General features: G+C 74.8%; 23 protein-coding genes. 15 read left to right on the forward strand and 8 right to left on the reverse strand.

The window, feature by feature from the left end; translation table 11 throughout:
* Window positions 1-24 precede the first annotated feature (24 nt).
* A complete protein-coding gene (locus tag GCU60_RS08865) occupies window positions 25-1857 on the forward strand; it encodes an EAL domain-containing protein (RefSeq protein WP_163204343.1) in 1833 nt (610 codons plus the stop codon).
* On the opposite strand, the gene GCU60_RS08870 is transcribed toward GCU60_RS08865, so the two are convergent.
* The gene (locus tag GCU60_RS08870; RefSeq protein WP_163204345.1) at window positions 1854-2333 is read right to left on the reverse strand and encodes a pyridoxamine 5'-phosphate oxidase family protein; all 480 of its coding nucleotides are present in this window, start codon (window positions 2331-2333) and stop codon (window positions 1854-1856) included. The two genes, GCU60_RS08865 and GCU60_RS08870, sit on opposite strands and share 4 nt — an antisense overlap.
* A 37-nt stretch (window positions 2334-2370) precedes the next feature.
* Complete coding sequence (locus GCU60_RS08875) at window positions 2371-2748, reverse strand: YchJ family protein (protein ID WP_163204347.1); 378 nt, start codon at window positions 2746-2748, stop codon at window positions 2371-2373.
* Between the two features lie 24 nt (window positions 2749-2772).
* Here GCU60_RS08875 and mftE point away from each other — a divergent pair, with 24 nt between their 5' ends.
* Window positions 2773-3468, forward strand: coding sequence for a mycofactocin biosynthesis peptidyl-dipeptidase MftE (mftE, locus tag GCU60_RS08880; RefSeq protein WP_163204349.1), 696 nt, complete (start codon window positions 2773-2775; stop codon window positions 3466-3468).
* 22 nt (window positions 3469-3490) lie between these two features.
* Here the strand turns inward: mftE and GCU60_RS08885 are convergent, their stop codons facing one another.
* Window positions 3491-4489 (reverse strand): iron-siderophore ABC transporter substrate-binding protein, encoded by a 999-nt coding sequence (locus GCU60_RS08885; RefSeq protein ID WP_163204352.1) that lies wholly within the window; start codon window positions 4487-4489, stop codon window positions 3491-3493.
* Window positions 4490-4630: 141 nt separating this feature from the next.
* Here GCU60_RS08885 and GCU60_RS08890 point away from each other — a divergent pair, with 141 nt between their 5' ends.
* The 9 genes from GCU60_RS08890 (at window position 4631) to GCU60_RS08930 (ending at window position 16617) form a co-directional block, all read left to right on the forward strand.
* A complete protein-coding gene (locus GCU60_RS08890; RefSeq protein ID WP_163204354.1) occupies window positions 4631-5185 on the forward strand; it encodes a cysteine hydrolase family protein in 555 nt (184 codons plus the stop codon).
* Window positions 5182-6591 (forward strand): mycofactocin biosynthesis glycosyltransferase MftF, encoded by a 1410-nt coding sequence (gene mftF / locus GCU60_RS08895; protein ID WP_163204356.1) that lies wholly within the window; start codon window positions 5182-5184, stop codon window positions 6589-6591. Before GCU60_RS08890 ends, mftF begins: the two co-directional genes overlap by 4 nt.
* A gap of 127 nt (window positions 6592-6718) precedes the next feature.
* Window positions 6719-7990 (forward strand): multidrug effflux MFS transporter, encoded by a 1272-nt coding sequence (locus tag GCU60_RS08900; protein ID WP_163204358.1) that lies wholly within the window; start codon window positions 6719-6721, stop codon window positions 7988-7990.
* 52 nt (window positions 7991-8042) lie between these two features.
* Window positions 8043-9302: an MFS transporter gene (locus GCU60_RS08905; RefSeq protein ID WP_345770496.1), complete on the forward strand. Its 1260-nt coding sequence runs from the start codon at window positions 8043-8045 to the stop codon at window positions 9300-9302.
* Between the two features lie 113 nt (window positions 9303-9415).
* A complete protein-coding gene (locus tag GCU60_RS08910) occupies window positions 9416-9955 on the forward strand; it encodes a (2Fe-2S)-binding protein (RefSeq protein ID WP_163204362.1) in 540 nt (179 codons plus the stop codon).
* A complete protein-coding gene (locus GCU60_RS08915; protein ID WP_163204364.1) occupies window positions 9952-12435 on the forward strand; it encodes a xanthine dehydrogenase family protein molybdopterin-binding subunit in 2484 nt (827 codons plus the stop codon). The genes GCU60_RS08910 and GCU60_RS08915 overlap by 4 nt, the downstream gene beginning before the upstream one ends.
* Window positions 12432-13289 (forward strand): FAD binding domain-containing protein, encoded by an 858-nt coding sequence (locus GCU60_RS08920; protein ID WP_163204366.1) that lies wholly within the window; start codon window positions 12432-12434, stop codon window positions 13287-13289. The genes GCU60_RS08915 and GCU60_RS08920 overlap by 4 nt, the downstream gene beginning before the upstream one ends.
* 90 nt (window positions 13290-13379) lie before the next feature.
* A complete protein-coding gene (locus tag GCU60_RS08925; protein WP_163204368.1) occupies window positions 13380-14522 on the forward strand; it encodes an SRPBCC domain-containing protein in 1143 nt (380 codons plus the stop codon).
* A gap of 373 nt (window positions 14523-14895) precedes the next feature.
* The gene (locus GCU60_RS08930) at window positions 14896-16617 is read left to right on the forward strand and encodes a DUF222 domain-containing protein (RefSeq protein WP_163204370.1); all 1722 of its coding nucleotides are present in this window, start codon (window positions 14896-14898) and stop codon (window positions 16615-16617) included.
* Window positions 16618-16628: 11 nt separating this feature from the next.
* Here the strand turns inward: GCU60_RS08930 and GCU60_RS08935 are convergent, their stop codons facing one another.
* From GCU60_RS08935 to GCU60_RS08945, 3 genes are read right to left on the reverse strand one after another with little or no spacing between them, the layout of a single operon-like run.
* Window positions 16629-17258: an alpha/beta hydrolase family protein gene (locus tag GCU60_RS08935; protein WP_163204372.1), complete on the reverse strand. Its 630-nt coding sequence runs from the start codon at window positions 17256-17258 to the stop codon at window positions 16629-16631.
* Complete coding sequence (locus GCU60_RS08940) at window positions 17255-17923, reverse strand: HAD-IA family hydrolase (protein WP_163204374.1); 669 nt, start codon at window positions 17921-17923, stop codon at window positions 17255-17257. The genes GCU60_RS08935 and GCU60_RS08940 overlap by 4 nt, the downstream gene beginning before the upstream one ends.
* Window positions 17924-17927: 4 nt before the next feature.
* Complete coding sequence (locus GCU60_RS08945; RefSeq protein ID WP_163204376.1) at window positions 17928-18623, reverse strand: DedA family protein; 696 nt, start codon at window positions 18621-18623, stop codon at window positions 17928-17930.
* Between the two features lie 72 nt (window positions 18624-18695).
* Between GCU60_RS08945 and GCU60_RS08950 the strand changes: the two genes are divergently transcribed.
* Window positions 18696-19994, forward strand: coding sequence for an amidohydrolase family protein (locus GCU60_RS08950; RefSeq protein WP_163204378.1), 1299 nt, complete (start codon window positions 18696-18698; stop codon window positions 19992-19994).
* 2 nt (window positions 19995-19996) lie between these two features.
* Here GCU60_RS08950 and GCU60_RS08955 read toward each other — a convergent pair whose 3' ends face one another.
* The gene (locus GCU60_RS08955; RefSeq protein WP_163204380.1) at window positions 19997-20473 is read right to left on the reverse strand and encodes a hypothetical protein; all 477 of its coding nucleotides are present in this window, start codon (window positions 20471-20473) and stop codon (window positions 19997-19999) included.
* Window positions 20474-20672: 199 nt separating this feature from the next.
* Here GCU60_RS08955 and GCU60_RS08960 point away from each other — a divergent pair, with 199 nt between their 5' ends.
* The 3 genes from GCU60_RS08960 to GCU60_RS08970 are packed head-to-tail and all read left to right on the forward strand — an operon-like array spanning window position 20673 to window position 21941.
* Window positions 20673-21053, forward strand: coding sequence for a metalloregulator ArsR/SmtB family transcription factor (locus GCU60_RS08960; protein WP_163204382.1), 381 nt, complete (start codon window positions 20673-20675; stop codon window positions 21051-21053).
* A complete protein-coding gene (locus GCU60_RS08965; RefSeq protein ID WP_163204384.1) occupies window positions 21050-21538 on the forward strand; it encodes an SRPBCC family protein in 489 nt (162 codons plus the stop codon). The genes GCU60_RS08960 and GCU60_RS08965 overlap by 4 nt, the downstream gene beginning before the upstream one ends.
* Window positions 21539-21554: 16 nt before the next feature.
* Complete coding sequence (locus tag GCU60_RS08970; protein WP_204261740.1) at window positions 21555-21941, forward strand: VOC family protein; 387 nt, start codon at window positions 21555-21557, stop codon at window positions 21939-21941.
* Window positions 21942-21948: 7 nt separating this feature from the next.
* Here the strand turns inward: GCU60_RS08970 and GCU60_RS08975 are convergent, their stop codons facing one another.
* Window positions 21949-22764 (reverse strand): MBL fold metallo-hydrolase, encoded by an 816-nt coding sequence (locus tag GCU60_RS08975; protein ID WP_163204388.1) that lies wholly within the window; start codon window positions 22762-22764, stop codon window positions 21949-21951.
* Window positions 22765-22824: the final 60 nt, after the last annotated feature.

The raw sequence follows: 22824 nt of genomic DNA on the forward strand, positions 1-22824 counted from the left end.
CCACGGGGCACCGATGCCCCCGGTGTGATCCCCGAACTCCGGACCCGGCTGGCGCGGCTGCTCCCCGAGGGCCGCCGGCTGCCCGACGAGGTCTGGGAGCGCCGGCACCAGGCCATCGTCCGGCTCTCCCTCGCCGCCGCCGTGGCCCTCGTACTGCTGGCCTGGCTCTGGGGGTTCGACCAGCCGGTCGCGGCCGGCGTCCTCGCCGTGGTCGCGGGGCCGCTGGCGTTCGCCGTCCCGGAGCGCGTGCCGCGGGCCGGGCGGGCCGCCGCCACCACCGTCAGCCTCATGGCCGGGTCGGCGGCGCTGGTGCACCTGTGGGGCGGGGTCACCGAGGCCCACTTCGCGTTCTTCGTGATGATCGGCGTCGTCTCGCTGTACCAGGACTGGGTGCCCTTCGGCATCGCGGTCGTGGTGGTGGCGCTGCACCACGGCGTCGTCGGCACGCTCTTCCCGCACGAGGTGTTCGGCCACTCCGGGGAGCACGACCCGTGGCTGTGGGCGGCGATCCACGCCGGGTTCGTGCTCGCGGCCAGCCTCGCGCACCTGTCGGCCTGGCGGCTCAACGAGGACCAGGTGGTCAGCGACCGGCTGACCGGACTGGCCAACCGCACGCTGCTGGACGAGGTGCTCGAGCGCTCGCTGCGGCGCGAGGAGGCGGTCAGCCTGCTGCTGCTCGACCTCGACGACTTCAAGGACGTCAACGACAGCCGGGGCCACGCGGTCGGTGACGAGCTGCTGCTCGCCTTCGCCGAGCGGCTGCGCGGCTGCGTGCGCCCGGGCGACGTCGTGGCCCGCACCGCCGGCGACGAGTTCGCCGTCGTCGTTCTCGGCGACACCGAGTCCGCGCGGGCCGTCGGCGAGCGCGTGCTCCGCTCGCTGGCCGCCCCCGTGCTCGTCGACGGCGGCCCGGTCACCGTGCACGCCAGCATCGGCGTGGCCGGCCCGACCGACGAGGGCACCGCCGGCGCCGTGCTGCGCAACGCCGACCTGGCCGTGCACCTGGCGAAGGCCCAGGGCAAGAACCGGCTGGTCGTCTACGCCGACGGCATGGCCGCGGCCGCGCGCCGGCGCGCCGAGCTCCAGCAGGACCTCCTGTGCGCCGTCGACGGCGAGCAGCTGGAGGTCCACTACCAGCCCACCGTCCAGCTCTCCGACGGGAGCACGACCGGCTTCGAGGCGCTGGTCCGGTGGCAGCACCCCCGGCACGGCATGGTGTCGCCCGCCGAGTTCATCCCGCTGGCCGAGGAGACCGGCGCGGTGACCGGCATCGGGCGCTGGGTGCTGCACGAGGCCGTCCGGCAGGGCGCCGCCTGGTCCCGGGAGAGCGGCCGCCCGCTGCGCATGGCGGTGAACCTCTCGCCGCGCCAGCTCTCCGACACGGACATGACGGCCGAGGTCCGGGCGGCGCTGGACGCCAGTGGTTTCCCGGCGGAGCAGCTCACGCTGGAGGTGACCGAGGGCGTCCTGGTGCGCGACGTCGACCGCGTCGTGGAGCAGCTGGAGGAGCTGCGCGCCCTGGGCGTCCGCGTGGCGATCGACGACTTCGGGACCGGCTTCTCCGGGCTCTCCTACCTGCGCCGGCTGCCCGCCGACATCATCAAGATCGACCGCAGCTTCATCAGCGACCTGCCCGCCGGGCGCTCGGCGGCCACCCTCATCGCCTCGATCGTCGAGCTCGCCCGCACGCTGGGCCTCGACGTCGTCGCCGAGGGCGTCGAGACCGACGAGCAGCGCGAGGTGCTCAAGGCGATGGAGTGCGGCTCCGCCCAGGGGTACTTCTTCTCCCGGCCCGAGCCGGCCGGGCGCGCGGGCGCCCGGCTCGGCCTGGCGGCGGGAGCGGTGCCGGTCGGCTAGAGCTCGACCTTCTCGTTCTCGCCGGAGTCGATGCGCTCGCCGGTCGCCTTGGCCTTCACGAAGCTGAACGCCGTGGCCAGCCGGCCGCCGGGGGTGTCCCAGTACTCCGCCGAGTCGCCGTCGACCTTGATCAGGACGACGTCGGGGTCCTCGGGGCCGTTCGGGAACCACGCCTCGACGCCGCCGTTCCACAGCTCCTTCTTCTTCGCGAGGTCGTCGACCACCACCGCGTGCCCGGTGAGCGACACCCAGGTGCCGCCGGAGCCGACCCCCACGTTCACCTGCGGCTGGGCGGCGATGTGCGCCACCGGGTGCGAGCTGCGCTCGGCGAAGAACCACAGGTCGCCGTCGAACTCCACCTCCTGCAGCGTCATGGGCCGGCTGGTCAGCTTGCCGCCGGGGGCGATGGTGGTGAGGAAGCCGAAGCGCTCACCCTTGATCAGCTCGGCGACCTTGCGCGTGTCCTCTGCACTCATGCCCTCCCCGTGCCCACCGGCGGCACCGCCGACACGCTCACCCCGCGTCGAGGTACCGCCAGGCGCCGACCTCGCGCACGAACCGGCTCACCTCGTGCTGGTCCCCGGTCCCGTCCTCCGACCGCCAGTGCGCCCGGAACTCGACGGTGCCCTCCTGCTCGAGCAGTCCGCCCCCGGCGGTGCGCAGGACGTCGAGGCCGGTCCAGCGCACCCCCGCGTCGAGCTCGAGCGACGGCGGCCTGGTCGTGGAGTGCCAGGTGGCCAGCAGGTATGCCGTGTCGCCGACGGCGAAGGCGCTGTACCGGGACCGCATGAGCTGCTCGGCGGTCGCCGCCGGCGTCGAGCAGTCGTGGCGCGGACCGCAGCACTCGTCGTAGGGCAGGCCGGTACCGCACGGGCAGCGTCGGGGAGCCATGGCGCCAGTCTCTACGCTGCGCCGGTGAACCTCCTCGGTGGCACCACCTGGCAGGAGATCCCCGAGCGGCCGCTGCTCGTGGTCCCGCTCGGCGCGGTGGAGCAGCACGGCCCGCACCTGCCGCTGGCCACCGACACCCGCACGGCGGAGACGGTGGCCCGGGCCGCGGCGCCCGGGATGGACGGTGCGCTGCTGGCCCCGGCGATCGCCTACGGGGCCAGCGGGGAGCACGAGGGCTTCCCCGGCACGGTCTCGATCGGCACCGAGGCGCTCACGATGTTGTTGGTGGAGTACGGGCGCTCGGCGTGCCGCTGGGCGGGGCGGCTGCTGGTCGTCAACGGCCACGGCGGCAACTTCTCCGCGCTGCGGGCGGCGGTGCCGCAGCTGCGCGCGGAGGGGCGGGACGTCGCCTGGTGGCCGTGCGCCGTCCCCGGTGGGGACGCCCACGCCGGACGGGTGGAGACATCACTGATGTTGCACGTGGAACCCGGTGGGGTCCGGGAGGAGCTGGCCGAGCCGGGGGAGACGGCGCCGCTGCGGGAGCTGCTGCCCCGGATGCGGGCCGAGGGCGTGCGGGCGGTCAGCCCCAACGGGGTGCTCGGCGACCCGGCCGGCGCGTCGGCGGACGAAGGGGCGGAGCTGGTCGCGGACCTGGCCGGACGGCTGGTCGCGGCGGTGCGGGAGTGGCGGGTGGACCCCGCCGGGCGGCTCCTGGAGTGAGCGCCCGGCGGGGTCCGGCGGGTCAGGCCAGGGCCTCGGCGAACAGCGGGACCGCGTTCTCCAGCGCGTAGCGGATGCTGGGCGCCGTGCCGATGGAGAAGGCGTTCGCCAGGGCCTGGTCCTCCAGGACGACGGCCCGGCCGTCGCGCACCGAGGGCAGCCCCTGCCACAGCGGGTTCGAGGTGTACTCCGCCGCCTCCACGTAGATCGGGAAGGCGACGGTGAGCCCGGCGTCGAGGAGCGGCACCTGCTCCTCGCTCACCGGCACGTAGAAGCTGTCGGTCGCCAGCTCCTGGATGGCCGGCTTGTTCACGAAGCCGAGCTCCTCCATGAAGTCGACGCGGGTGTCGCCCTGCACGTATGCGGTGAAGCCGTCGGCGGTGAACGCGGCGACGGCGACCTCGGTGCCCGCGAACTCGGGGTGCGCGGACGCGGCGTCCTCGAAGGCCTGGGCGACCTCGGTGGCGATCTCCTCGGCCTCGCCGGTCCTGCCCAGCGCCTGACCGACCAGCTCCAGCTGCTGGTCCCAGGTGGTCTGGTAGGGGTCGACGCCCTCGGGCATGCCGACGGTCGGGGCGATCTTGTTGAGCAGGTCGTAGCGCTCCTGCGTGCCGTCGGACTTGGTGTCCAGGATCAGGTCCGGCTCGAGGGCGGCGATCGTCTCGAAGCTGGGCTCCGTGGTCCCGATGAGCTCCGGCGCCTCGTCGTACAGCCCCTCGGCCCAGGGGCCCACGCCCTCGCCGCCGAAGGCGAGCCAGTCGCTGGCGCCGACCGGCTGGACGCCGAGGGCCAGCGCCGTCTCGGCATCGCCCCAGCCCAGCGCCACGACCCGGGTCGGCTCCTCGTCGATCTCCACGTCCCCGAAGGCGGTGCTCACCGTCACGGGGAAGGCGCCCGAGGAGCTGCCGCCACCGTCCCCACCGGCGGTGCTGTCGGTGTCCTCGTCGGCACCGCAGCCGGTGAGGACGAGGGCGGTGGCCGCGAGCGCGGCCGCGGCGCGGAGGGTGGGGCGGGCGGTCATGACTGCTCCTCGGTAGAACTCAGGTAAGGCTGACCTAACCATGCGTCCGGAAGGCCGGCGCGGGCGGGGCCGCCGCAGCCGTCGCTAGGGTGCCGGGAGCGTGTCGCCGCGGGGTGCGACGGGGAACGAGGAGTGGCATCGATGAGCGGCGGGCCGGCACCGCAGGAGGGCTGGCTGGTCGTCGTCGACCTGCAGGACGTGTTCCGCGACGAGGACTCGCCGTGGACCGCTCCCCGGTTCGACGAGGTGCGCCCCCGGATCCGTCGGCTGGTCGGGGCGTTCGGCGAGCGCGTCGTCTGGACCCGGTTCATCGCGCCCGGCGAGCCCGTCGGGGCGTGGCAGGACTACTACGAGCAGTACGACTTCGCGTTGCAGCCCCCGGACGCCGAGATGTACCGGCTGGTGGAGGACCCGGGCGCGCACCCGGTGGTCGATGCGACGACCTTCGGCAAGTGGGGGCCGGACCTCGCCGCGGTGGTCGGGCAGGGGCCCCTGACGGTCGTCGGCGTGGCCACGGAGTGCTGCGTGCTCTCCACCGTGCTGCCCGCCGCGGACGCGGGGATCGCGGTCCGGGTGGTCACCGACGCCTGCGCCGGCGCCGGAGACGAGGAGCACGAGCGGGCGCTGCAGGTCATGGGCGGCTATGCACCGCTGGTGACCTTCGCGACCACCGCCGAGGTCCTGGGCGGCGCGTGACCGTCCCGGCTCCCGGCGCGGGGCGGCTGCCCGACGGGTTCGCCGTCCGGCTGGACCCGCGCACCCGCCGTCGCGACGGCGGCGCGACCCTGCTCGGCGGTTCGCCGCTGCGGCTGCTGCGGCTGGCGCCGCGGGCCCGGACGCTCCTGGCCGGGGACCGGCTCGCCGTGCGCGACGCCGTCTCGGCCCAGCTGGCCGCCCGGCTGCTCGACGCCGGGCTGGCGCACCCGGAGCCCGGGCCGTCCCCGGAGCCCGACGTCACGGTGGTCGTCCCGGTCCGCGACCGGCCCGCCGCGCTCGCCCGGTTGCTCGCCGCGCTCGCCGGGGACCCGGCGACCGCCGCGCTCCCGGTGGTCGTGGTGGACGACGGCTCGGCGGAGCCGGTCGCCTCGGCCGGTGCCGCGCGCGTCGTCCGCCATCCCGTCCCCCGGGGACCGGCCGCCGCCCGCAACAGCGGGCTGGCCGCGGCGACGACGGCGTTCGTCGCCTTCCTCGACTCCGACTGCGTGCCGCGGCCGGGCTGGCTGGACGCGTTGCTGCCGCACCTGGCCGATCCGTCGCTGGCCGCGGTCGCGCCGCGGATCGTGCCGCTGCCCGGCGCGCGGCGCGGCTGGGTGAGCCCGTACGAGGACCTGGCCTCGGCGCTGGACATGGGGCCGCGGCCGGCGGCGGTGCGCCCCTCGTCGGCGGTCTCCTACGTCCCCAGCGCGGCCCTGCTGGTGCGCCGCGCGGCCGTGGGCAGCGGCTTCGACGAGGCGATGCGGGTCGCCGAGGACGTCGACCTCGTGTGGCGGCTGACGGCGGCCGGCTGGCGGGTCCGCTACGAACCGGCGGCCGAGGTGGCGCACGAGCACCCCGCCGCCCTCGCGGAGTGGCTCCGGCGGCGCGCCTTCTACGGCACCGGCGCCGCGCTCCTGGCGCAGCGGCACGGGGCCGCGGTGTCCCCGCTGGTGATCGCTCCGGAGACCGGCCTCACCTGGGCGCTGCTGCTGGCCGGCGGGCGGCCGGGCCGGTTGGCCGCCCTCGGGCTGCTCGGCGCCACCGCGGTCCGGCTGACCCGGCGGCTCCGCCGTCCCGGTGAGCGCGCGCCGGTGGGTCTGGCGGCGGCGCTCACCGCCCGGGGGCTGGTCGCCTCCGGCCGGTCGCTGGCCGGGACCGCCACCCGGCACCACTGGCCGTTGTCGCTGGTCGCCGCGGTGGTCTCCCGCCGGGCCCGCCGCGGGCTGGGAGCCGTCGCGCTGGCCGACGGGCTGCTCACCTGGTGGCCGCGGCGTGGCCGGATCGGACCGGTCCGTCACACGGTGGCGCGTCGGCTCGAGGACCTCGCGTACGGCGGCGGGCTCTGGCTGGGCGTCCTGCGCGCCCGCGACGTCCGCGCCCTCCTGCCGGTCCGCCCGCCCAGCTGAACGTCCGGTGAACGGTGATTGGTCCGGGCAACCATCGGGAATGCCCGGGTCCGGCGGCGCCTTGTCGCCTCTCGTACTGCGGTCGGACCAGCGTCGGTCGGGCTCCACCTCGCTCGACGGGACACTCATGACCACCACCCAGGACCGCCCGGTCGCCCCAGCAGCCGCTGCGCCCACGTCGGCGCAGCGCCCCGGGGCAGCCCGGACCGCGCTCACGCTCGGCGCCTTCGTCGCCATCGGGCCGCTCACCATCGACATGTACCTGCCGGCGCTGCCGGCGATCACCGAGGACCTGCTCACCACCTCGGCCACCGTGCAGCTGACGCTGACCGGCACCCTGGTCGGCCTGGCGCTCGGGCAGCTGGTGCTCGGCCCGCTGTCGGACGCCTACGGCCGCCGCGGCCCCCTGCTGGCGGGCACGGCGCTGCACGTGCTGGCGTCGCTGCTGATCCTGGTGGCCCCCAGCATCGCCGTCCTCGGCGCGCTGCGCCTGCTGCAGGGCGTCGGTGCGGCCGCGGGCGCGGTCATCGCGCTGGCCGTGGTGCGCGACCTCTACACCGGACGGGCCGCGGCCACGATGCTCTCCCGGCTCTTCCTCGTGCTCGGGGCGGCGCCGGTGCTCGCCCCGACGATCGGCGGCGAGCTGCTGCGGTTCACCGACTGGCGCGGCGTCTTCGTGGTGCTCGCCGGCTACGGGCTGCTCATGCTTGTCGTCGGCTGGGCCACGCTGCGGGAGACCCTGCCGCCCGAGCGCCGGAGCAGCACCGGCGTCCGCGGCACGCTGCGCACCTACCGCGGGCTGATGCACGACCGCGTCTACGTCGGGCTGGTGCTCGTGGCGGGCCTGACCATGGCCGGTCTGTTCAGCTACGTGTCCGGCTCCTCCTTCGTCTACCAGGACCAGTTCGGCCTCGACGAGCAGCAGTTCGGGCTGCTCTTCGGCGCCGGCGCGTTCTGGCTCATCGCCGCCACCCAGCTCAACCCGCTCCTGCTCCGTCGCTGGTCGCCGCAGCAGCTGCTCGTGGCCGGCACGGTCCTGGGCGCTCTGGCCGGTGCCGCGCTCGTCGTCCTGGCAGGCACGGAGACCGGCGGCCTGCCCGCCGTGACCGGCGCGCTCTGGGTGGTGCTGTTCGCCTGCGGGCTCGCCCTGCCCAACGCCCCCGCGCTCGCGCTCTCCCGCCACGGCGAGGCCGCCGGCAGCGCCGCGGCCCTGCTGGGCGCGATCCAGTTCGGCGTCGGGGCGGTGGTCTCGCCGGTCGTCGGCCTGCTGGGCAACGACGCCGTCGCGATCGGCCTGGTCGTGGTGACGGCGCTGGTGCTGGCGATCGTCGTGCTCGTCACCGTCGTCCGCCCCTGGCAGCTCCCGGCCGTGGACGAGGTCCCGGCGGTCGGGCACTGACGCCGCGCAGCGGCCGGGAATGCTTCGGCCGGCTCAGGACTTCGCACCCGGAGTGACCGCGCTGCCCCTCGCCGAACGTCCTCCGCTGGCCCGGGGGCGGCTCGTGGCCGCCGTCGTCGCCCTGGCGCTCGGCGGTTTCGCGATCGGCACCACCGAGTTCGTGACGATGGGGCTGCTGCCGGACATCGCCGAGGGTGTGGGCATCGACATCCCGACCGCCGGGCACGTCATCTCGTTCTACGCGCTGGGCGTCGTCGTCGGTGCGCCGGTCATCGCGGCGCTGGGGACGCGGCTGCCCCGCCGTGCCCTGCTGCTGGGCCTGATGGCCGCCTTCATCGTCGGCAACGCGCTCACCGCGCTCGCCCCCGGCTACGGCTCGCTGCTGGCCGCCCGGTTCCTCGCCGGCGTCCCGCACGGCGCCTACTTCGGGGTCGCCTCTCTGGTCGCCGCGTCGCTGGTCGCCCCGCACCTGCGCGGCCGAGCCGTGAGCTCGGTGATGCTGGGTCTGGCCATCGCCAACGTGGCCGGCGTCCCCGCCGCCACGTGGCTGGGCCAGGAGTTCGGGTGGCGCAGCGCCTACTGGGCCGTGGTGGTGATCGGGGCCCTCACGATCGCCGCGATCAGCGCCGTCGTCCCCGGGGCGCCGGGGAACCGCGCGGCCACCGTGCGCTCGGAGCTGGGCGCGCTGCGCCGTCCGCAGGTGTTGCTCACGCTCGTGGTCGGGGTCGTCGGGTTCGGCGGCATGTTCGCCGTCTACAGCTATGTCGCGCCACTGGTCACCGAGGTCACCGGCATGTCCCGCGGCACCATCCCCTGGGTGCTGTTCGCGTTCGGCCTGGGCGGCGTGGTCGGGACGGCGCTCGGCGGTCGGCTCGCCGATCTCGCGCTGTTCCGCTCGCTGGTGGGCACCATGGTCGCCACCGGTGTGCTGCTCGCGCTGGTGCCCCTGGCGGCCCGCACGCCGGTCACCATCGTCGCGCTGATCTTCACCGTCGGTGCGGCTGCCTCGGCCCTCGTGGTCTGCCTCCAGATCCGGCTCATGCAGGTCGCCGGCGAGGCGCAGATGCTGGGCGCCGCGCTGAACCACTCGGCGCTCAACGCGGCCAACGCGCTGGGCGCCTGGCTCGGTGGGCTGGTCATCGCCGCGGGGCTCGGCTACACGGCTCCGGGCATGGTCGGCGCCGGTCTGGCCGCCCTCGGTCTGGTCGCCCTCACCGCCTCGGCGGTGCTGCGCCGGCGGGAGCTGCGGGCGCTCGCCGACGCCCATCCCGCGCCGACGGCGGCCCCGGTGGAGGTCCCGGCCGCCCGCTGAGACCTCCCGCGCAGTTGGGAGTGGCCTGAGTCACTCCTCTGGGTGCAGACTCCGGATCGGGCCCACGGTTCACCGCGGGCGCTCTCGATCCCTGCAAACCAGGCGGAGGACGCATGACCCCGATCACCGTGCGCGTGGACGGCGCTGCATACACCGACGACGTCGAACCGCGGACCCTGCTGGTGCACTACCTGCGCGAACAGGTCGGCAAGGTCGGCACGGTCGTCGGCTGCGACACCAGCAACTGCGGCGCCTGCACCGTGCACCTCGACGGCGAGGCGGTGAAGAGCTGCACGGTACTGGCCGTGCAGGCCGACGGCTGCGAGGTCACCACCATCGAGGGCGTGGGCCAGGACGGCCTGCACCCGGTCCAGAAGGCGTTCCACGAGATGCACGGGCTGCAGTGCGGCTACTGCACGCCGGGGATGATCATGGCCTCGATCGACCTGCTCCAGGACAACCCGGACCCGAGCGACGACGAGGTGCGCGAGGGCATCGAGGGCAACCTCTGCCGCTGCACCGGCTACCAGAACATCGTCCGCGCCGTCCGGTCCGCAGCCGCCGAGATGCGCGGTGGCGGGGACGGGAACGGGCACGTCTCGCCGGCCGTCGTCGACACCGCGGCCGCCCCGCACGTGGCGGTCCAGGCATGACCGCCGTCGAGGACCGCGCCGGCCTCCCGTCCGACGAACCCGCGGCACCCGAGATCGGCAAGGCGCGGCGGCGCAAGGAGGACGCCCGGCTGATCACCGGGAAGACCACCTGGACCGACAACATGGTCCTGCCCGGGATGCTGCACCTGGCCGTCGTCCGCTCACCCGTCGCCCACGCGCGGATCACCCACGTCGACGTCAGCGCCGTACGGGAGGCCCCCGGGGTCATCGCCGTCTACACCGGCCAGGATTTCGCCGAGGAGCAGGGCTCGCTGCCCTGCGCGTGGCCGGTCACGCCGGACATGGTCAACCCCGGTCACCCCTCGATCGCCGTCGACCAGGTCAACCACGTCGGCGAGGCCGTCGCGGTGATCGTGGCGCGCACCAAGGCCGCCGCGCAGGACGCCGTCGAGCTCGCCGACGTCGACTACGAGCCGCTGCCGGTGGTCCTGGACATGGAGCGGGCGGTCGCCGAGGGCGCCGACCTGGTCCACGACCACCTGGAGTCCAACACCAGCTACCACTTCGTCTTCGACGCCGGCGAGATGGGCACCGGCTCGGACACCGACCAGGCGTTCGCCGACGCCGACGTCGTCGTCAGCCGCCGGTTCGTCCAGCAGCGGCTCATCCCGGCGTTCATGGAGCCGCGCTCGGTCGTGGTCCAGCCGCAGGGCGACAACTACACGATGTGGTCGGCGACCCAGATCCCGCACATCCTGCGGGTGATGGCCGCGATGGTCACCGGCATCCCCGAGCACAAGCTGCGCGTCGTCGCCCCCGACGTCGGCGGCGGGTTCGGCGGGAAGCTGCAGGTCAACCCGGAGGAGATCCTCTGCCTGCTGATCGCGCGGCGGCTCGGCAAGCCGGTCAAGTGGACCGAGACCCGCAGCGAGTCGCTGATGACCGCCCACCACGGCCGCGACCAGATCCAGTTCGTGGACGTCGCGGCGGACCGGGAGGGCAACGTCAAGGGGCTGCGCGTCCGGCTGCTGGCCGACATGGGCGCCTACCTGCGCCTCATCACGCCCGGCGTCCCGGCCCTGGGCGCGTTCATGTACCCGGGCATCTACAAGTTCCCCGCCTACCGCTTCGAGTGCGACGGCGTCTTCACCAACAAGGTGCCCACCGACGCCTACCGCGGCGCCGGGCGGCCGGAGGCGACGTTCGCGATCGAGCGGATCATGGACGAGCTCGCCGTCGAGCTGGGCATGGACCCGCTGGAGCTGCGGCGCAGGAACTGGATCGACGCCGCGGAGTTCCCGTTCACCACCGTGGCGGGGCTGGCCTACGACAGCGGTGACTACGAGACCGCCACCCAGCAGGCGCTGGAGCTGCTCGGGTACGACGAGCTGCGCGCCGAGCAGCAGCGCCGGCGCGAGTCGAACGACCCGGTGCAGCTGGGCATCGGCTTCTCCACCTTCACCGAGATGTGCGGCCTGGCCCCCTCCCGGGTGCTCGGCTCGCTGTCCTTCGGCGCCGGCGGCTGGGAGCACGCGGCCATCCGGATGCTGCCCACCGGCAAGGTCGAGGTGGTCACCGGCTCGACCCCGCACGGCCAGGGCCACGAGACGGCGTGGAGCCAGCTGGTCGCCGACTCCCTCGGCGTCCCGTTCGAGGACGTCGAGGTGCTGCACGGCGACACCGCGATCAGCTCCCGCGGTCTGGACACCTACGGCTCCCGGTCCCTGGTGGTCGGCGGCTCGGCGGTGGTCAAGGCGGCGGACAAGGTGATCGCCAAGGCGCGGAAGATCGCCGCCCACCTGCTGGAGGCCAGCGAGGACGACCTGGACTTCGCGGGCGGGAAGTTCTCGGTGCGCGGGACGCCGGGCACCGGGCTCGGCATCCAGGAGATCGCGCTGGCGATCTTCGCGGCGCACGACTACCCGGAGGGGATCGAGCCCTCGATCGACGCCGAGGCGACCTTCGACCCGGAGAACTTCTCCTTCCCGCACGGCACGCACCTGTGCGCGATGGAGGTGGACACCGAGACCGGGTTCGTCAAGATCCGCAAGTACGCCTGCGTCGACGACGTCGGCACGATCGTGAACCCGCTGATCGTGGAGGGGCAGGTGCACGGCGGCCTGGCCCAGGGCATCGCCCAGGCGCTGTACGAGGAGGCCGTCTACGACGACGACGGCAACCTCACCACCGGCACCTTCGTCGACTACCTGGTGCCGGCGGCCTCCGACCTGCCGCACTTCGACACCGGGAACACGGTGCACGCCGCACCGGGCAACCCGATCGGCGCCAAGGGCGTGGGCGAGGCGGGCTGCATCGCCTCCACCCCGGCCGTGGTGAACGCCGCGCTGGACGCCGTCCGGCACCTGGGCGTGACCGACATCCGCATGCCGCTGACCCCGGAACGGGTCTGGCGGGCGCTCCACGACGGTGGGGACGGCGGCGAACGCGCCACCGCCCGCACCAACGCCCAGGCCGCCGACTCCACCGAGGGGCCGTCCATGACCGGAGGTGCCCTGTGATCCCCGCGCCGTTCTCCTACGCCCGGCCCACCACGGTGGAGGAGGCGTTGCAGGCGATCGCCGAGGGCGGCGAGGACGTCAAGGTCCTCGCCGGCGGGCAGTCGCTCATCCCCGTCATGCGCCTGCGGCTGGCCGCGCCCGAGACCGTCGTCGACCTGGGCCGGGTGGACGGGCTGCGCGGCGTCCGGGACGACGGCGACGCGATCGTGATCGGGGCGATGACGACGCACTCCGACGTCCTCTCCGACCCGCTGATCGCCGAGCACGCCCCGCTCATCGCCGAGGCGACCGGCACCGTGGCCGACCGGCAGGTGCGCCACCGCGGCACGTTCGGCGGCGCCCTGGTGCACGCCGACCCGGCCGGCGACCTGCCGGCCGTGGCCCTGGCGCTGGACGCCGAGTTCGTGATCGTCGGCCCGGGCGGCCGGCGCACCGTGCCGGCGGCCGAGTTCTTCGTCGACTACCTCACGACGGCGGTCGAGGAGGGGGAGCTGCTGGTGGAGGTGCGGGTGCCGAAGCTCGCCGGCTCCTGGGGCATGCGGTACGAGAAGTTCAACCGCGTGGCGCAGGCCTGGTCGATCGTCGCGGTGGCCGCCGTCGTGCGCCGGGAGAACGGCCGGATCGCCGAGGCGCGGGTGGGGCTGACCAACATGGGGCCGACGCCGTTGCGGGCGCGGCAGGTGGAGGAAGCACTGGCGGGTGCCGAGGCCACGGCCGAGGCGGTGGCGGCGGCTGCGGAGCGCGCGGCCGAGGGCACCGAGCCGAGCAGCGACCTGAACGCGCAGGCCGACTACCGGCAACACCTGGCGACGGTCCTGACGCGCCGGGCGGTGACGGCCGCCGCCGGGCTGTAGCTTGAAGGACCCCCGTGCCCCCCGGCACTCGCAGGCTCGTGCCGGGGCCCTGCACGGGGGCCGTTCCAGGACGTCACCAGGAGGTCGGCCGTGCAGCTGGAGAACTCGTTCACCGTCCCGGTCCCCGTCGACGAGGCGTGGCGGGTGCTGCTCGACATCGAGCGGATCGCTCCCTGCATGCCCGGCGCCGCGCTGGACTCCGTGGACGGTGACGACTTCACCGGCCGCGTCAAGGTCAAGCTGGGTCCGATCAACCTGACCTACCAGGGCAAGGCCTCGTTCATCGAGAAGGACGAGGCCGCGCACCGGGCCGTGATCGACGCGCGCGGCAAGGACCAGCGGGGCAACGGGACGGCGGCCGCGACGGTGACCGCGGTGCTCCAGGCGGAGGGTTCGGTGACGCGGGTCGACGTCCTCACCGACCTGAACATCACCGGCCGGCCGGCGCAGTTCGGCCGGGGCGTGATGACCGACGTCGGCAACAAGCTGCTCGGCCAGTTCGCCGACAAGCTCGCCGCCCAGCTCGGGGAGGGCGACGCCCAGGGCGACGCCGAGCGGGCGAGTGCCGCGGCGTCGGAGGGCCCGCTGCAGAAGGCGGCGGCGACGGCGTCCGGAGCGGTGGAGGAGATCGCCGCGTCCGCGGAGCAGGCCGCGGGGGAGGGGACGGCGGCGAAGAAGGCGGCCGCCGCCACGAAGAAGGCCGCGGCGGCGACGACCGACAAGGTCACCGCATCCGACGACGGCGACGCCGCGAAGGCCGGCAAGGCCCCGGCGAAGGCGGCGGCCGAGAAGTCCGCACCCGCCAAGGCCGCGCCCGCCAAGGCTGCCGCGGCGAAGGCTGCGCCGGCCAAGGCTGTGCCGGCCAAGAAGGCGTCTGCGCCGGCGAGCGCCGACACCGCGCCCGCGAGCACCGACACGGCGCCGGCGAGCACGGACAGCGCGCCGGCGAGCAAGGACACCGCGCCGGCCGGCAAGGCGCCGAGCGCGCCGCCGAAGGGCCCGACGGCCCCGCCCGGGCGGCCCGCGACCGGGGCGCCGCTGCGCAGCGTGCCCTCCGCCGGTCCGGCGTCCGCGCCGTCTGCGGCGCGTCCGAAGCCGGCCGAGCCCGAGCCGATCGACCTGCTCGAGATCGCCGGTGGCGCGGCGCTGACCCGCTACGCCGCGCCGGCCGCGGGAGTTGCCGTCATCATCGCGGTGGTCCTGCTCGTGCGCCGCCGCCGTTCCCGCCACTGAACCTGCCGGCGGTGCGCCCGCACAGCCACGGGTCCCTCCCTCTCGCCGGCGCCACGCCTGCGACGGCGGTGCGCCTGCGCCGCCACGGGTCCCTCCCTCCCTCTCGCCGGCGCCACGCCTGAACCGGCGGTGCGCCTGCGCCGCCGTCGGGCCTCTGGTGCCGGCCGGTCCGCCTGTGCCGTCGCTGAACCGCCGCGATGCCTGCATCCATGCTGACCTGACCTGACCTGACCTGACCTGACCTGACCTGACCTGAACTGCCGGCCGATCACACTCGACGAGGTCCGCACGGTCCTGGTCAGGTGCCAGAGAACTGTCGTACCCCCCGACTACCTTCGATCATGTGTTCGAGGGCGGTGGATTCGGCGTCGGGGTGACGGTCAACAGCCTCGCCGCCGACCCGTGGCCGGGCACCGTGCCGGCGGGGGTGGTGGTGCGGCCGACGCGGCTGGGTGAGCTGATGCCGGTGGCTGCCCGTAGTGCTGCGGAGATCGCTGTGGAGCTGCAGCGGATCGAGCAGGTGGAGGGGCAGCTGGCCGCCTACCGCGCCGAGCTGGTGGCGCAGCTGGCGGTCCGCCGCCCCGATTCCGCAGACCGGCAGCTGGGTGAACCGGGTGCCGCCTCCCCGGACTGGGTGGCGGGGCCGGGCCGGGAGCCGGTGGCGGGGGTGAGCGAGTTCTTCGCCGACGAGCTCGCGATGGTGCTGAACTGCTCGCGCACGGCGGCCACGAAGCTGGCCGATGCCTCGATGCTGCTCGCCACGCATCTGCGCGGGACGTGGGAGGCGTTGGCCGACGGCCGGCTGGACTGGCCGCGGGCCCGCGCTCTGGTCGCCGAGCTCACCGAGCCGGCCGGGGAGGTGGAGCCGGCGGTGCTCGCGCAGGTGGAGGCCGCGGTGCTACCTCGGGCCAGGCGGCTGACCATCCGTGGGCTGCAGGCCGCTGCGCGGGCGGAATTGCTGCGCCGGGACGCCGCGGCCTCGGATCGGCGACGCAGGCGGGCGCAGCAGGGCGCCGACGTGACGATGCGCCCGCTGCCCGACGGCATGGCGGAGCTGTCGGTGTTCCTGCCCCAGCGCATGGCCGCCGCCATCCGGGACACCGTGGACGGCTACGCCCGCCTCGCCAAGGCCGACGGTGACGAGCACCGGATCGGGCAGCTGCGGGTCGGTGCGCTCTACGACCTGGTCACCCGCCCCTGGGACACCTCCCGGCCGCCGGTGACCGCGCACCTCACCGTGCTCGCCCCGCTGCCCACCCTGCGCGCCGCCGCGGCCGGCCACGACGCCTGCGCGGTCGCCCACCTGCCGCTGCCCCACCTGCCCGCCGACCTGCCCGCCGACCCGCCCGCCGACCCCGACCGTGGCCTGGACCCGGCGAGGCGCAGCGACCACGCCTGCGCCGGCGGCCCTGTCGGCGGCCCTGGCTGCGGCGAGGTGGCGCCGGGCGACCTCGACGGGCAACCGATCACCGCCGCCCACCTGCGTGAGCTGCTCGAAGAGCTCGACGCCCTGTGCCCCGGCGGGCTGCAGGCCCCGGCCGGCGGCCGTCTGGACATCGCCCTCACCGACCCGGTCAGCGGCGCGCTGCGGGCCGCCGTCACCCGCACCGAACTGGAACGCCTGGCCCGCCGCGGCTGCCCCGACCACCCCGGCGGTGACTGCGGCTGCCCGCTGCTGGACCGGCCCCCGCCGACCGACCGCTACCGACCCTCCGCCGCGCAGCACCGCTTCATCTGCGTCCGGGACCGGACGTGCCGGCACCCCGGCTGCCGCAACCGCGCCGCCTGGGCGGACCTGGACCACGTCGTCCCGCACTCCGACGGCGAGGACACCGCCTGCGAGAACCTGTGCTGCCTGTGCCGCCGCCACCACCGGCTCAAGACCTTCGCCGCCGGCTGGTCCTTCACCATGACCGACGACGGCGTCCTCACCGTCACCACCCCCAGCGGCGTCACCCGCGTCACCCGACCACCGGGCATGGACGTTGTTGCACGTGGAACGGTCTCGGTCCGGCGACCGGCCTACGCCGGGCTGTTCGAGGGTTCCGACGCGGGGGCGGATGCCTGCCCCGCGGACGACCCGCCGCCCTTCTGAGGTGATCGGCGTCAGCGCGAGAGGACCTCGGTGAGCCAGGACATCGCCGCTGCCGCGGCGAGGTGGGGGTTCTTCTTGAGCGAGTGGTCGCCGGGCACCGCGTACACCGACGCGCCCGCGTGCTCGGCCAGCGCGGCGGCGACGTGCTCGGGCCGGCCGAAGGCGTCGGTCTCCCCCTGCACCACCAGCAGCGGCACCGAGACGGCGGTCAGCTCCGGCGCGCGGCTCTTCTCCGGCTTGCCCGGCGGGTGCAGCGGGAACGCCAGGGTCAGCACGCCCGCGGCGCCCTGCTCGGCGGCGGTCCGGCAGGCCACCCGCGCCCCGGCGCTGCGCCCGCCCAGCACCAGCCGGCCGGGCAGCCGGTCCAGCACCCGCAGCCGGTCCAGCACCGCGTGCCAGGCCTCGTCCAGCCGCGGTGGCGCCGGCGCGATGCGCTTGCCCGCCACCCGCCACGGCTGGTCCACCCGGTGCACCAGCCAGCCGGCGTCGGCGGCCTCCGCCGCGAGCGCCGCCAGGTCCACGGATTCCGAGCCGCCACCGGCGCCATGGCCGAGCACCAGCGTGCCGGCGCGCCCGTCGCCTGCGCTGGTCACCCGGGCCGGGCCGTGCGGGGTGTCGACGAGGAGAGGTTCCGCGCTCATGCCGGCAGCGCGAGCAGAGCGTCGACCGCACCCGCCAGATCCGGCGCCTGCACGTGCGGGGCGTCGTACACGGCCGGGTAGGTCCGCTCGCTGCGCGGGAACCATGCGCCCGTCAGGCCCGCCCGCTGCGCCCCCAGCACGTCCCAGCCGTGCGCCGCCATCAGCGCCATCCGGTCCGGCGCCAGCCCGCAGACGCCCGCCGCCCACAGGTACGCCTCGCGGTTCGGCTTCCACGCGCGGACGACCTCGCTGGACAGGCTCCGCTCCACCAGCGGGGTGATGCCGCCCCGCTCCAGCCCCGCCTCGGCGATACCGGGGGAGCCGTGCGACAAGGTCACCACCCGCACACCCGCCTCCACCAGCCGCCGCAGCGCCGGTTCCACGTCCGGATGCGGGGACAGCTCGCGGAACGTGTCGGCGATCGAGCCGCGCGTCTCCGCGGGCAGCTCCGTCTCCTGCGCCAGCGACGCGTCGAACGCGTCCCGGAACGTGCACCAGGAGCCCACGGCGGCAGCGGCGAAGCCGGTGAGCAGCGTACGGGCGAACACGGTGCCCAGCAGCGACCCCGGCTGCCCGGCCTCGATCAGCGCCGCCCGCACGGGGGCCAGGTCCAGCAGCGTCTCGTTGACGTCGAAGGCGACGACGTGCGGCCGGGTGCGGGTCATCCCGTCATGCTGCCGGGCGGCCCGGATCCTCGCCCGGCGATACCGGGCTGGGCGCGACCGTCCCCGCCCGCCGGTGCCGGCGCACGTCGCGGACGTGCTTGAGGATCAGGTAACCGATCCCCAGCACGACGGCGGCGATGATCGCGTAGTCGACGTACTTGAGGTTGTCCTCGATGAAGTTGCCGGCGAGCACCCCGAGGCTGACCAGCACGGTGTTCCAGATCAGGCTGCCCGCGGCGGAGTAGACGATGAACTGCCAGAACGGCATCCGCACGACGCCCGCGGGCACCGAGATGAAGCTGCGGACGATCGGCACCATCCGGCCGAAGAAGACCGCCGCGCGGCCGTGCCGGGCGAACCACTCGAACGTGCGGTCGACGTCCTCGGTCTTCACCAGCGGCAGCCGGTCGAGGAAGAGGTGCGCCCGTCGGGGCCCCAGTGCCCGGCCCACGTAGTAGAAGAAGATCGCGCCGATGACCGAGCCGAGCGTGGCGAACAGGACCACCGCGACGGCGTTCATCTCGCCCTGCCGGATCAGCACGCCGGCCAGGCCGAGCACCGCCTCACTCGGGATCGGCGGGATGACCGTCTCCAGCAGGATGCTCAGCCCCACGCCGACGGGACCGAGGGTCTCGACCAGGTCGAGCAGGAAACCGGTGATCCCGCCCTCGTCGGAGGAGGCGGCGGCGAGGAGGTCCATGCCGCCCACGGTATCGGCGGCCCGGTCGCGCCGCCGCGACGCCGCAGTCGCGCGGCACTAGCGTCGGCAGGTATGCGCCAGCGCTTCACCGCCCGGGCCGCCGTTCTCGGTGACCGCGCGGGAACCGTCGTCCCTCGAGCCGTGGTGGACGTCGCCGACGGCCTCATCACCTGGGTCGGTCCGGCCGCCGAGGCGCCACCGGCCGGTGGCGCGGAGCTGGTCGAGCTCCCCGGCGTCCTCACCCCCGGACTGGTCAACGCCCACTCGCACGCCGCCATGGTGCTGTTCCGCGGCCAGGGGGAGGGGCTGCCGCTGGATCGCTGGCTGCAGGAGGTGATGTGGCCGCGGGAGGCCCGGCTCACCCCGGAGGACGTCGAGGTCGCCATGACCGCGGCGTCGGCGGAGATGCTCGGCAACGGCATCACCACCAGCGTCGAGATGTACTTCCAGCCGGAGCGGATCGCCGCCGCCGTCGGGACCACCGGTGCGCGGGCGATCATCGCCACGCCGCTGCTCCCGTTGCCCGGCATGCCGCCGATGGAGGAGCAGCTGCGGGCCGCCGTCGCCCTGGCCGCCGGCGCGCCCGACGACGGCACCGTCGAGTACGGCCTGGGCCCGCACGCCGCCTACACCGTCCCCCTCCCGCTCCTCGCCGACGCCGCGCGCGCCGCCCGGGAGCACGGCCTGCTCCTGCACCTGCACGTCGCGGAGACCGCCACCGAGGGCGAGGACCTGCTCGCCGCGCACGGGTTGTCGGTGCCGGCGCTGCTCGCCTCCCACGACGTCCTCGGCGGCCGGGTGCTCGCCGCGCACTGCGTGCACATGGACGACGCCGACCAGGAGCTCTGGCGGGAGTACGACGTCGCCGTCGCGCACTGCCCGGCCAGCAACGCCAAGCTCGCCAGCGGCGTCGCGCCGCTGCGCCCGATGCTCGACCGTGGCATCCGGGTGGGCCTGGGCACCGACGGGCCGGCGTCCAACGACTCCCTCGACCTGTTCGCCGACCTGCGCCTGGCCGCCGGCATGGCGCGGCTGCGCGAGCGGTCGGCCACGGCGCTCACCGCGGCGGAGGCGTTCTGGCTCGCCACCGGCGCAGCCGCCGACGCGATCGGCCGCCCCGACCTGGGGCAGCTCGAGGCAGGTCGCCGGGCCGACCTGGTGCACGTCGACACCCGCGACCTGGTCTTCGAGCCGGTCGGCGACGTCGGCGACGTGCTGGCGCACCTGGTCTGGTCCGGCGCCGGGCGGCACGTGCGCGACGTCTGGGTCGGCGGCCGGCCGGTCGTCCGCGACGGCGCCCCGGTGCACGTGGACGTCGCCGCGCTGCGGGTGGACGTCGCCGAGCGCGCCGCCCGCCTGGCCGCCGGCTGACCTCAGCCGGCCTCGACCTGCAGGGCGTCGTCGGACCAGGTGTAGAGCCGGTCGTCGAGCACGACGGTCACCCAGCCCTCGCAGAGCTGGGCCGCCTCGCCGAGGTCGGGCCAGTTCCCGCCCCCGTCGAACGGCATGCCGACCTGCGAGAGGTCGACGCAGTCGGCCGGCGGTCGCGCCCCCTCGTCCAGCGTCATGTGCGCCCGCACGCTGCCCGCGTCGTCGCCGGAGGCGTTCCCGGGCCGGACGACGGTGACGTCGTGCCCGACCGAGCGGGTCCAGCCGGGGACGTCGGCGCGGGGCGCGTCGGCGGCGTCGGCGTGGTCGGAGGTCTCGGTGTGGCCCTGCAGCTCCGCGAGCATCGCGCCCGGTCCGTCCACCCCCGCGGGCATCGTCACCGCGAGCCCGGCGAGCGCCGTCGCGCCGACCGCCACCACCGCGCCGGCGGCTCCCAGCACCTTCGTCGTCCAGCTGCTCACCGTGCGCTCCTCGTCGTCCGGCCACCGCTGCGGTGGCGGTACGAGCATCGGCCGGACCGGTCTCCCCGGGCGTCGGCCGCCGGGATGATCTCCGGCTCCACCCCAGGTCGGAGGCTTGTTCAACCAAGGGGTTGACCATCGGCACAGTTCGGCGCTACCTTCTTGTTCAACCGCAAGGTTGAACAACGAGGAGGACGACGTGCCGGCTGATCCGCTCTCCCGGGTGTTCTCGGCGCTGGCCGACCCCACCCGGCGGGACATGGTCGCGCGACTGGCGACCGGTGACGCCACGGTGAGCGAGCTCGCCGCCCCCTTCGACGTCAGTCTCCAGGCCGTCTCCAAGCACCTCAAGGTGCTGGAGGACGCCGGCCTGGTGAGCCGCAGCCGGGAGGCCCAACGCCGCCCGGTGCACCTGGAGGCAGAGGTCTTCGACCTCATGACGAAGTGGATCGAGCGCTACCGCCGTCAGGCGGAGGAGCGCTACCGCCGCCTGGACGACGTCCTGCGATCGATGCCGGATCGAGCAGCTCCCCACCCGCCCGCCGATGACCCCCCACCCCCGGAAGGACCGCAGCCATGACCAGCACCACGCACCGCGAGACCCAGATCGTCGTCGACCCCGACGTCCCGCTCGTGCGGATCGTCCGCGAGTTCGACGCCCCGCCCGAGAGGGTGTTCCGCGCGCACGTCGACCCGGAGCTCTTCGCGCAGTGGACCGGGCCGAAGGGCATGGACATCCGGATCGACCGGCACGACTGCCGCACCGGCGGCTCCTACCGCTACGTCATGTCGCAGGACGGCGAGGACTACGCCTTCAACGGCGTCTTCCACGAGGTCCGCGCGAACGAGCTCATCGTCCAGACGTTCGCCTTCGAGGGCATGCCGGACGACGTCGCCCTGGAGCGGCTCGTGCTGGAGGACCTCGGGAACGGGCGGACAAGGCTCACCTCGACGTCGCTGGTCGACTCGTTCGAGGGGCGCGACGGCTTCGTCGCCAGCGGCATGGAGGTCGGCGTGAACGAGGGCTACGAGAAGCTCGACGACCTCCTCGCCCGCGGGCTCTGAGGAGGCGCTCGTGGACATGAAGCTCGAACTCGTCCCCGTCCCGGTCACCGACGTCGACCGTGCCAAGGCCTTCTACGCCGACAAGCTGGGCTTCTCCGTCGACGTGGACGTGCGCCCGGCCGACGGTGTGCGGGTGGTGCAGCTGACCCCGCCGGGATCGGCCTGCTCGATCGCCCTGGGCACCGGCCTGCCCGCCTGGGAGGCGCCGCCCGGGTCCGTCCGGGGGCTGCACCTGGTCGTCGACGACATCGACGCGGCCCGCGCCGAGCTGATCGGCCGGGGCGTGGACGTCGGCGCCGTCGAGGACGTCGGCGGCGGGGTCAAGTACGCCGGCTTCGCCGACCCCGACGGCAACACCCTGACCCTGCAGCTGATGCCGTGGCGCACCGGGGACGCGTTCTAGCCCCTCGTCAGGCGCGCAGCGAGATCGTCTCCCCGCGGTAGGCGGGTCGCACGGTGCCGGGCAGCCGGCGCCGTGCGACCTCGGCGACGAAGTCGCCCAGCGGCGAGGCGAACCGGTCGTAGTCGTCGTAGTGCACCGGGACGGTCACCGGCGGCTTCAGCAGCTCCACCAGGTCCGCGCCCTGCCGGCCGTCCATCGTGACCGTGAGCCCGAGCGCCTTGGTGCCGCCCAGGTGCGGGATGACGACGTCGAGCGGCCCGCACCGCTCCAGCACCTCGCCCAGGAACGGCCGGAACAGCGTGTCGCCGCTGATGTAGCCGCGCCAGCTCACCTCGCCGTCGCGGACCAGCTCCAGCACGCTGCCCATCACCTGCGGCAGCACCCGGGCCAGCGGTCCGGGCCCGTGGACCCCGGGCACGGAGGTGACCCGGAGCGTCTCCGCGCCGCGGGTGAACACGTGCGTGTCCCAGGCGCGCAGCTCGGCGGTGCCGGTGAACCCGCGGTCGGACAGGCACTTCGCCGCCTCCGGAGTGGTGACCACCGGTGTCTCCTTGGGCAGGGTGCGCGTGGCGATGCGGTCCCAGTGGTCGCCGTGCATGTGCGACAGCAGGATGCCGTCGAGCTCCGGCAGCTGCGCGGGCACGAGTGCGGGGTCGGTGAGCCGCTTGCTGCGCAGGCCGTAGCCCAGCCGGGCGCGCTGCCCGCGGTGCAGGAAGTTCGGGTCGGTCAGCAGCGTGAAGCCGCCGATCCGCAGCAGCATCGTCGCGGTGCCGCCGAAGGTCATCGTCACGTCGTCCGCGGGCCGCCGGTCCAGGTCTGCCATGTGCAGGCGCTTACCCGGCCCGTACCGCCTCACCCCTGCCCCGACGCTGGTAGACAGGAG

The organism is Blastococcus saxobsidens, assembly GCF_010682065.1.
Lineage (GTDB): Bacteria > Actinomycetota > Actinomycetes > Mycobacteriales > Geodermatophilaceae > Blastococcus > Blastococcus saxobsidens_B.

Bases quoted from the DNA above. Each gene is read 5' to 3' on its own strand.
- GCU60_RS08870 (WP_163204345.1), bottom strand. From the start codon at position 2,333: ATGAGTGCAGAGGACACGCGCAAGGTCGCCGAGCTGATCAAGGGTGAG.
- GCU60_RS08875 (WP_163204347.1), bottom strand. From the start codon at position 2,748: ATGGCTCCCCGACGCTGCCCGTGCGGTACCGGCCTGCCCTACGACGAG.
- GCU60_RS08885 (WP_163204352.1), bottom strand. From the start codon at position 4,489: ATGACCGCCCGCCCCACCCTCCGCGCCGCGGCCGCGCTCGCGGCCACC.
- GCU60_RS08890 (WP_163204354.1), top strand. From the start codon at position 4,631: ATGAGCGGCGGGCCGGCACCGCAGGAGGGCTGGCTGGTCGTCGTCGAC.
- GCU60_RS08900 (WP_163204358.1), top strand. From the start codon at position 6,719: ATGACCACCACCCAGGACCGCCCGGTCGCCCCAGCAGCCGCTGCGCCC.
- GCU60_RS08910 (WP_163204362.1), top strand. From the start codon at position 9,416: ATGACCCCGATCACCGTGCGCGTGGACGGCGCTGCATACACCGACGAC.
- GCU60_RS08915 (WP_163204364.1), top strand. From the start codon at position 9,952: ATGACCGCCGTCGAGGACCGCGCCGGCCTCCCGTCCGACGAACCCGCG.
- GCU60_RS08935 (WP_163204372.1), bottom strand. From the start codon at position 17,258: ATGAGCGCGGAACCTCTCCTCGTCGACACCCCGCACGGCCCGGCCCGG.
- GCU60_RS08940 (WP_163204374.1), bottom strand. From the start codon at position 17,923: ATGACCCGCACCCGGCCGCACGTCGTCGCCTTCGACGTCAACGAGACG.
- GCU60_RS08945 (WP_163204376.1), bottom strand. From the start codon at position 18,623: ATGGACCTCCTCGCCGCCGCCTCCTCCGACGAGGGCGGGATCACCGGT.
- GCU60_RS08950 (WP_163204378.1), top strand. From the start codon at position 18,696: ATGCGCCAGCGCTTCACCGCCCGGGCCGCCGTTCTCGGTGACCGCGCG.
- GCU60_RS08965 (WP_163204384.1), top strand. From the start codon at position 21,050: ATGACCAGCACCACGCACCGCGAGACCCAGATCGTCGTCGACCCCGAC.
- GCU60_RS08970 (WP_204261740.1), top strand. From the start codon at position 21,555: ATGAAGCTCGAACTCGTCCCCGTCCCGGTCACCGACGTCGACCGTGCC.
- GCU60_RS08975 (WP_163204388.1), bottom strand. From the start codon at position 22,764: ATGGCAGACCTGGACCGGCGGCCCGCGGACGACGTGACGATGACCTTC.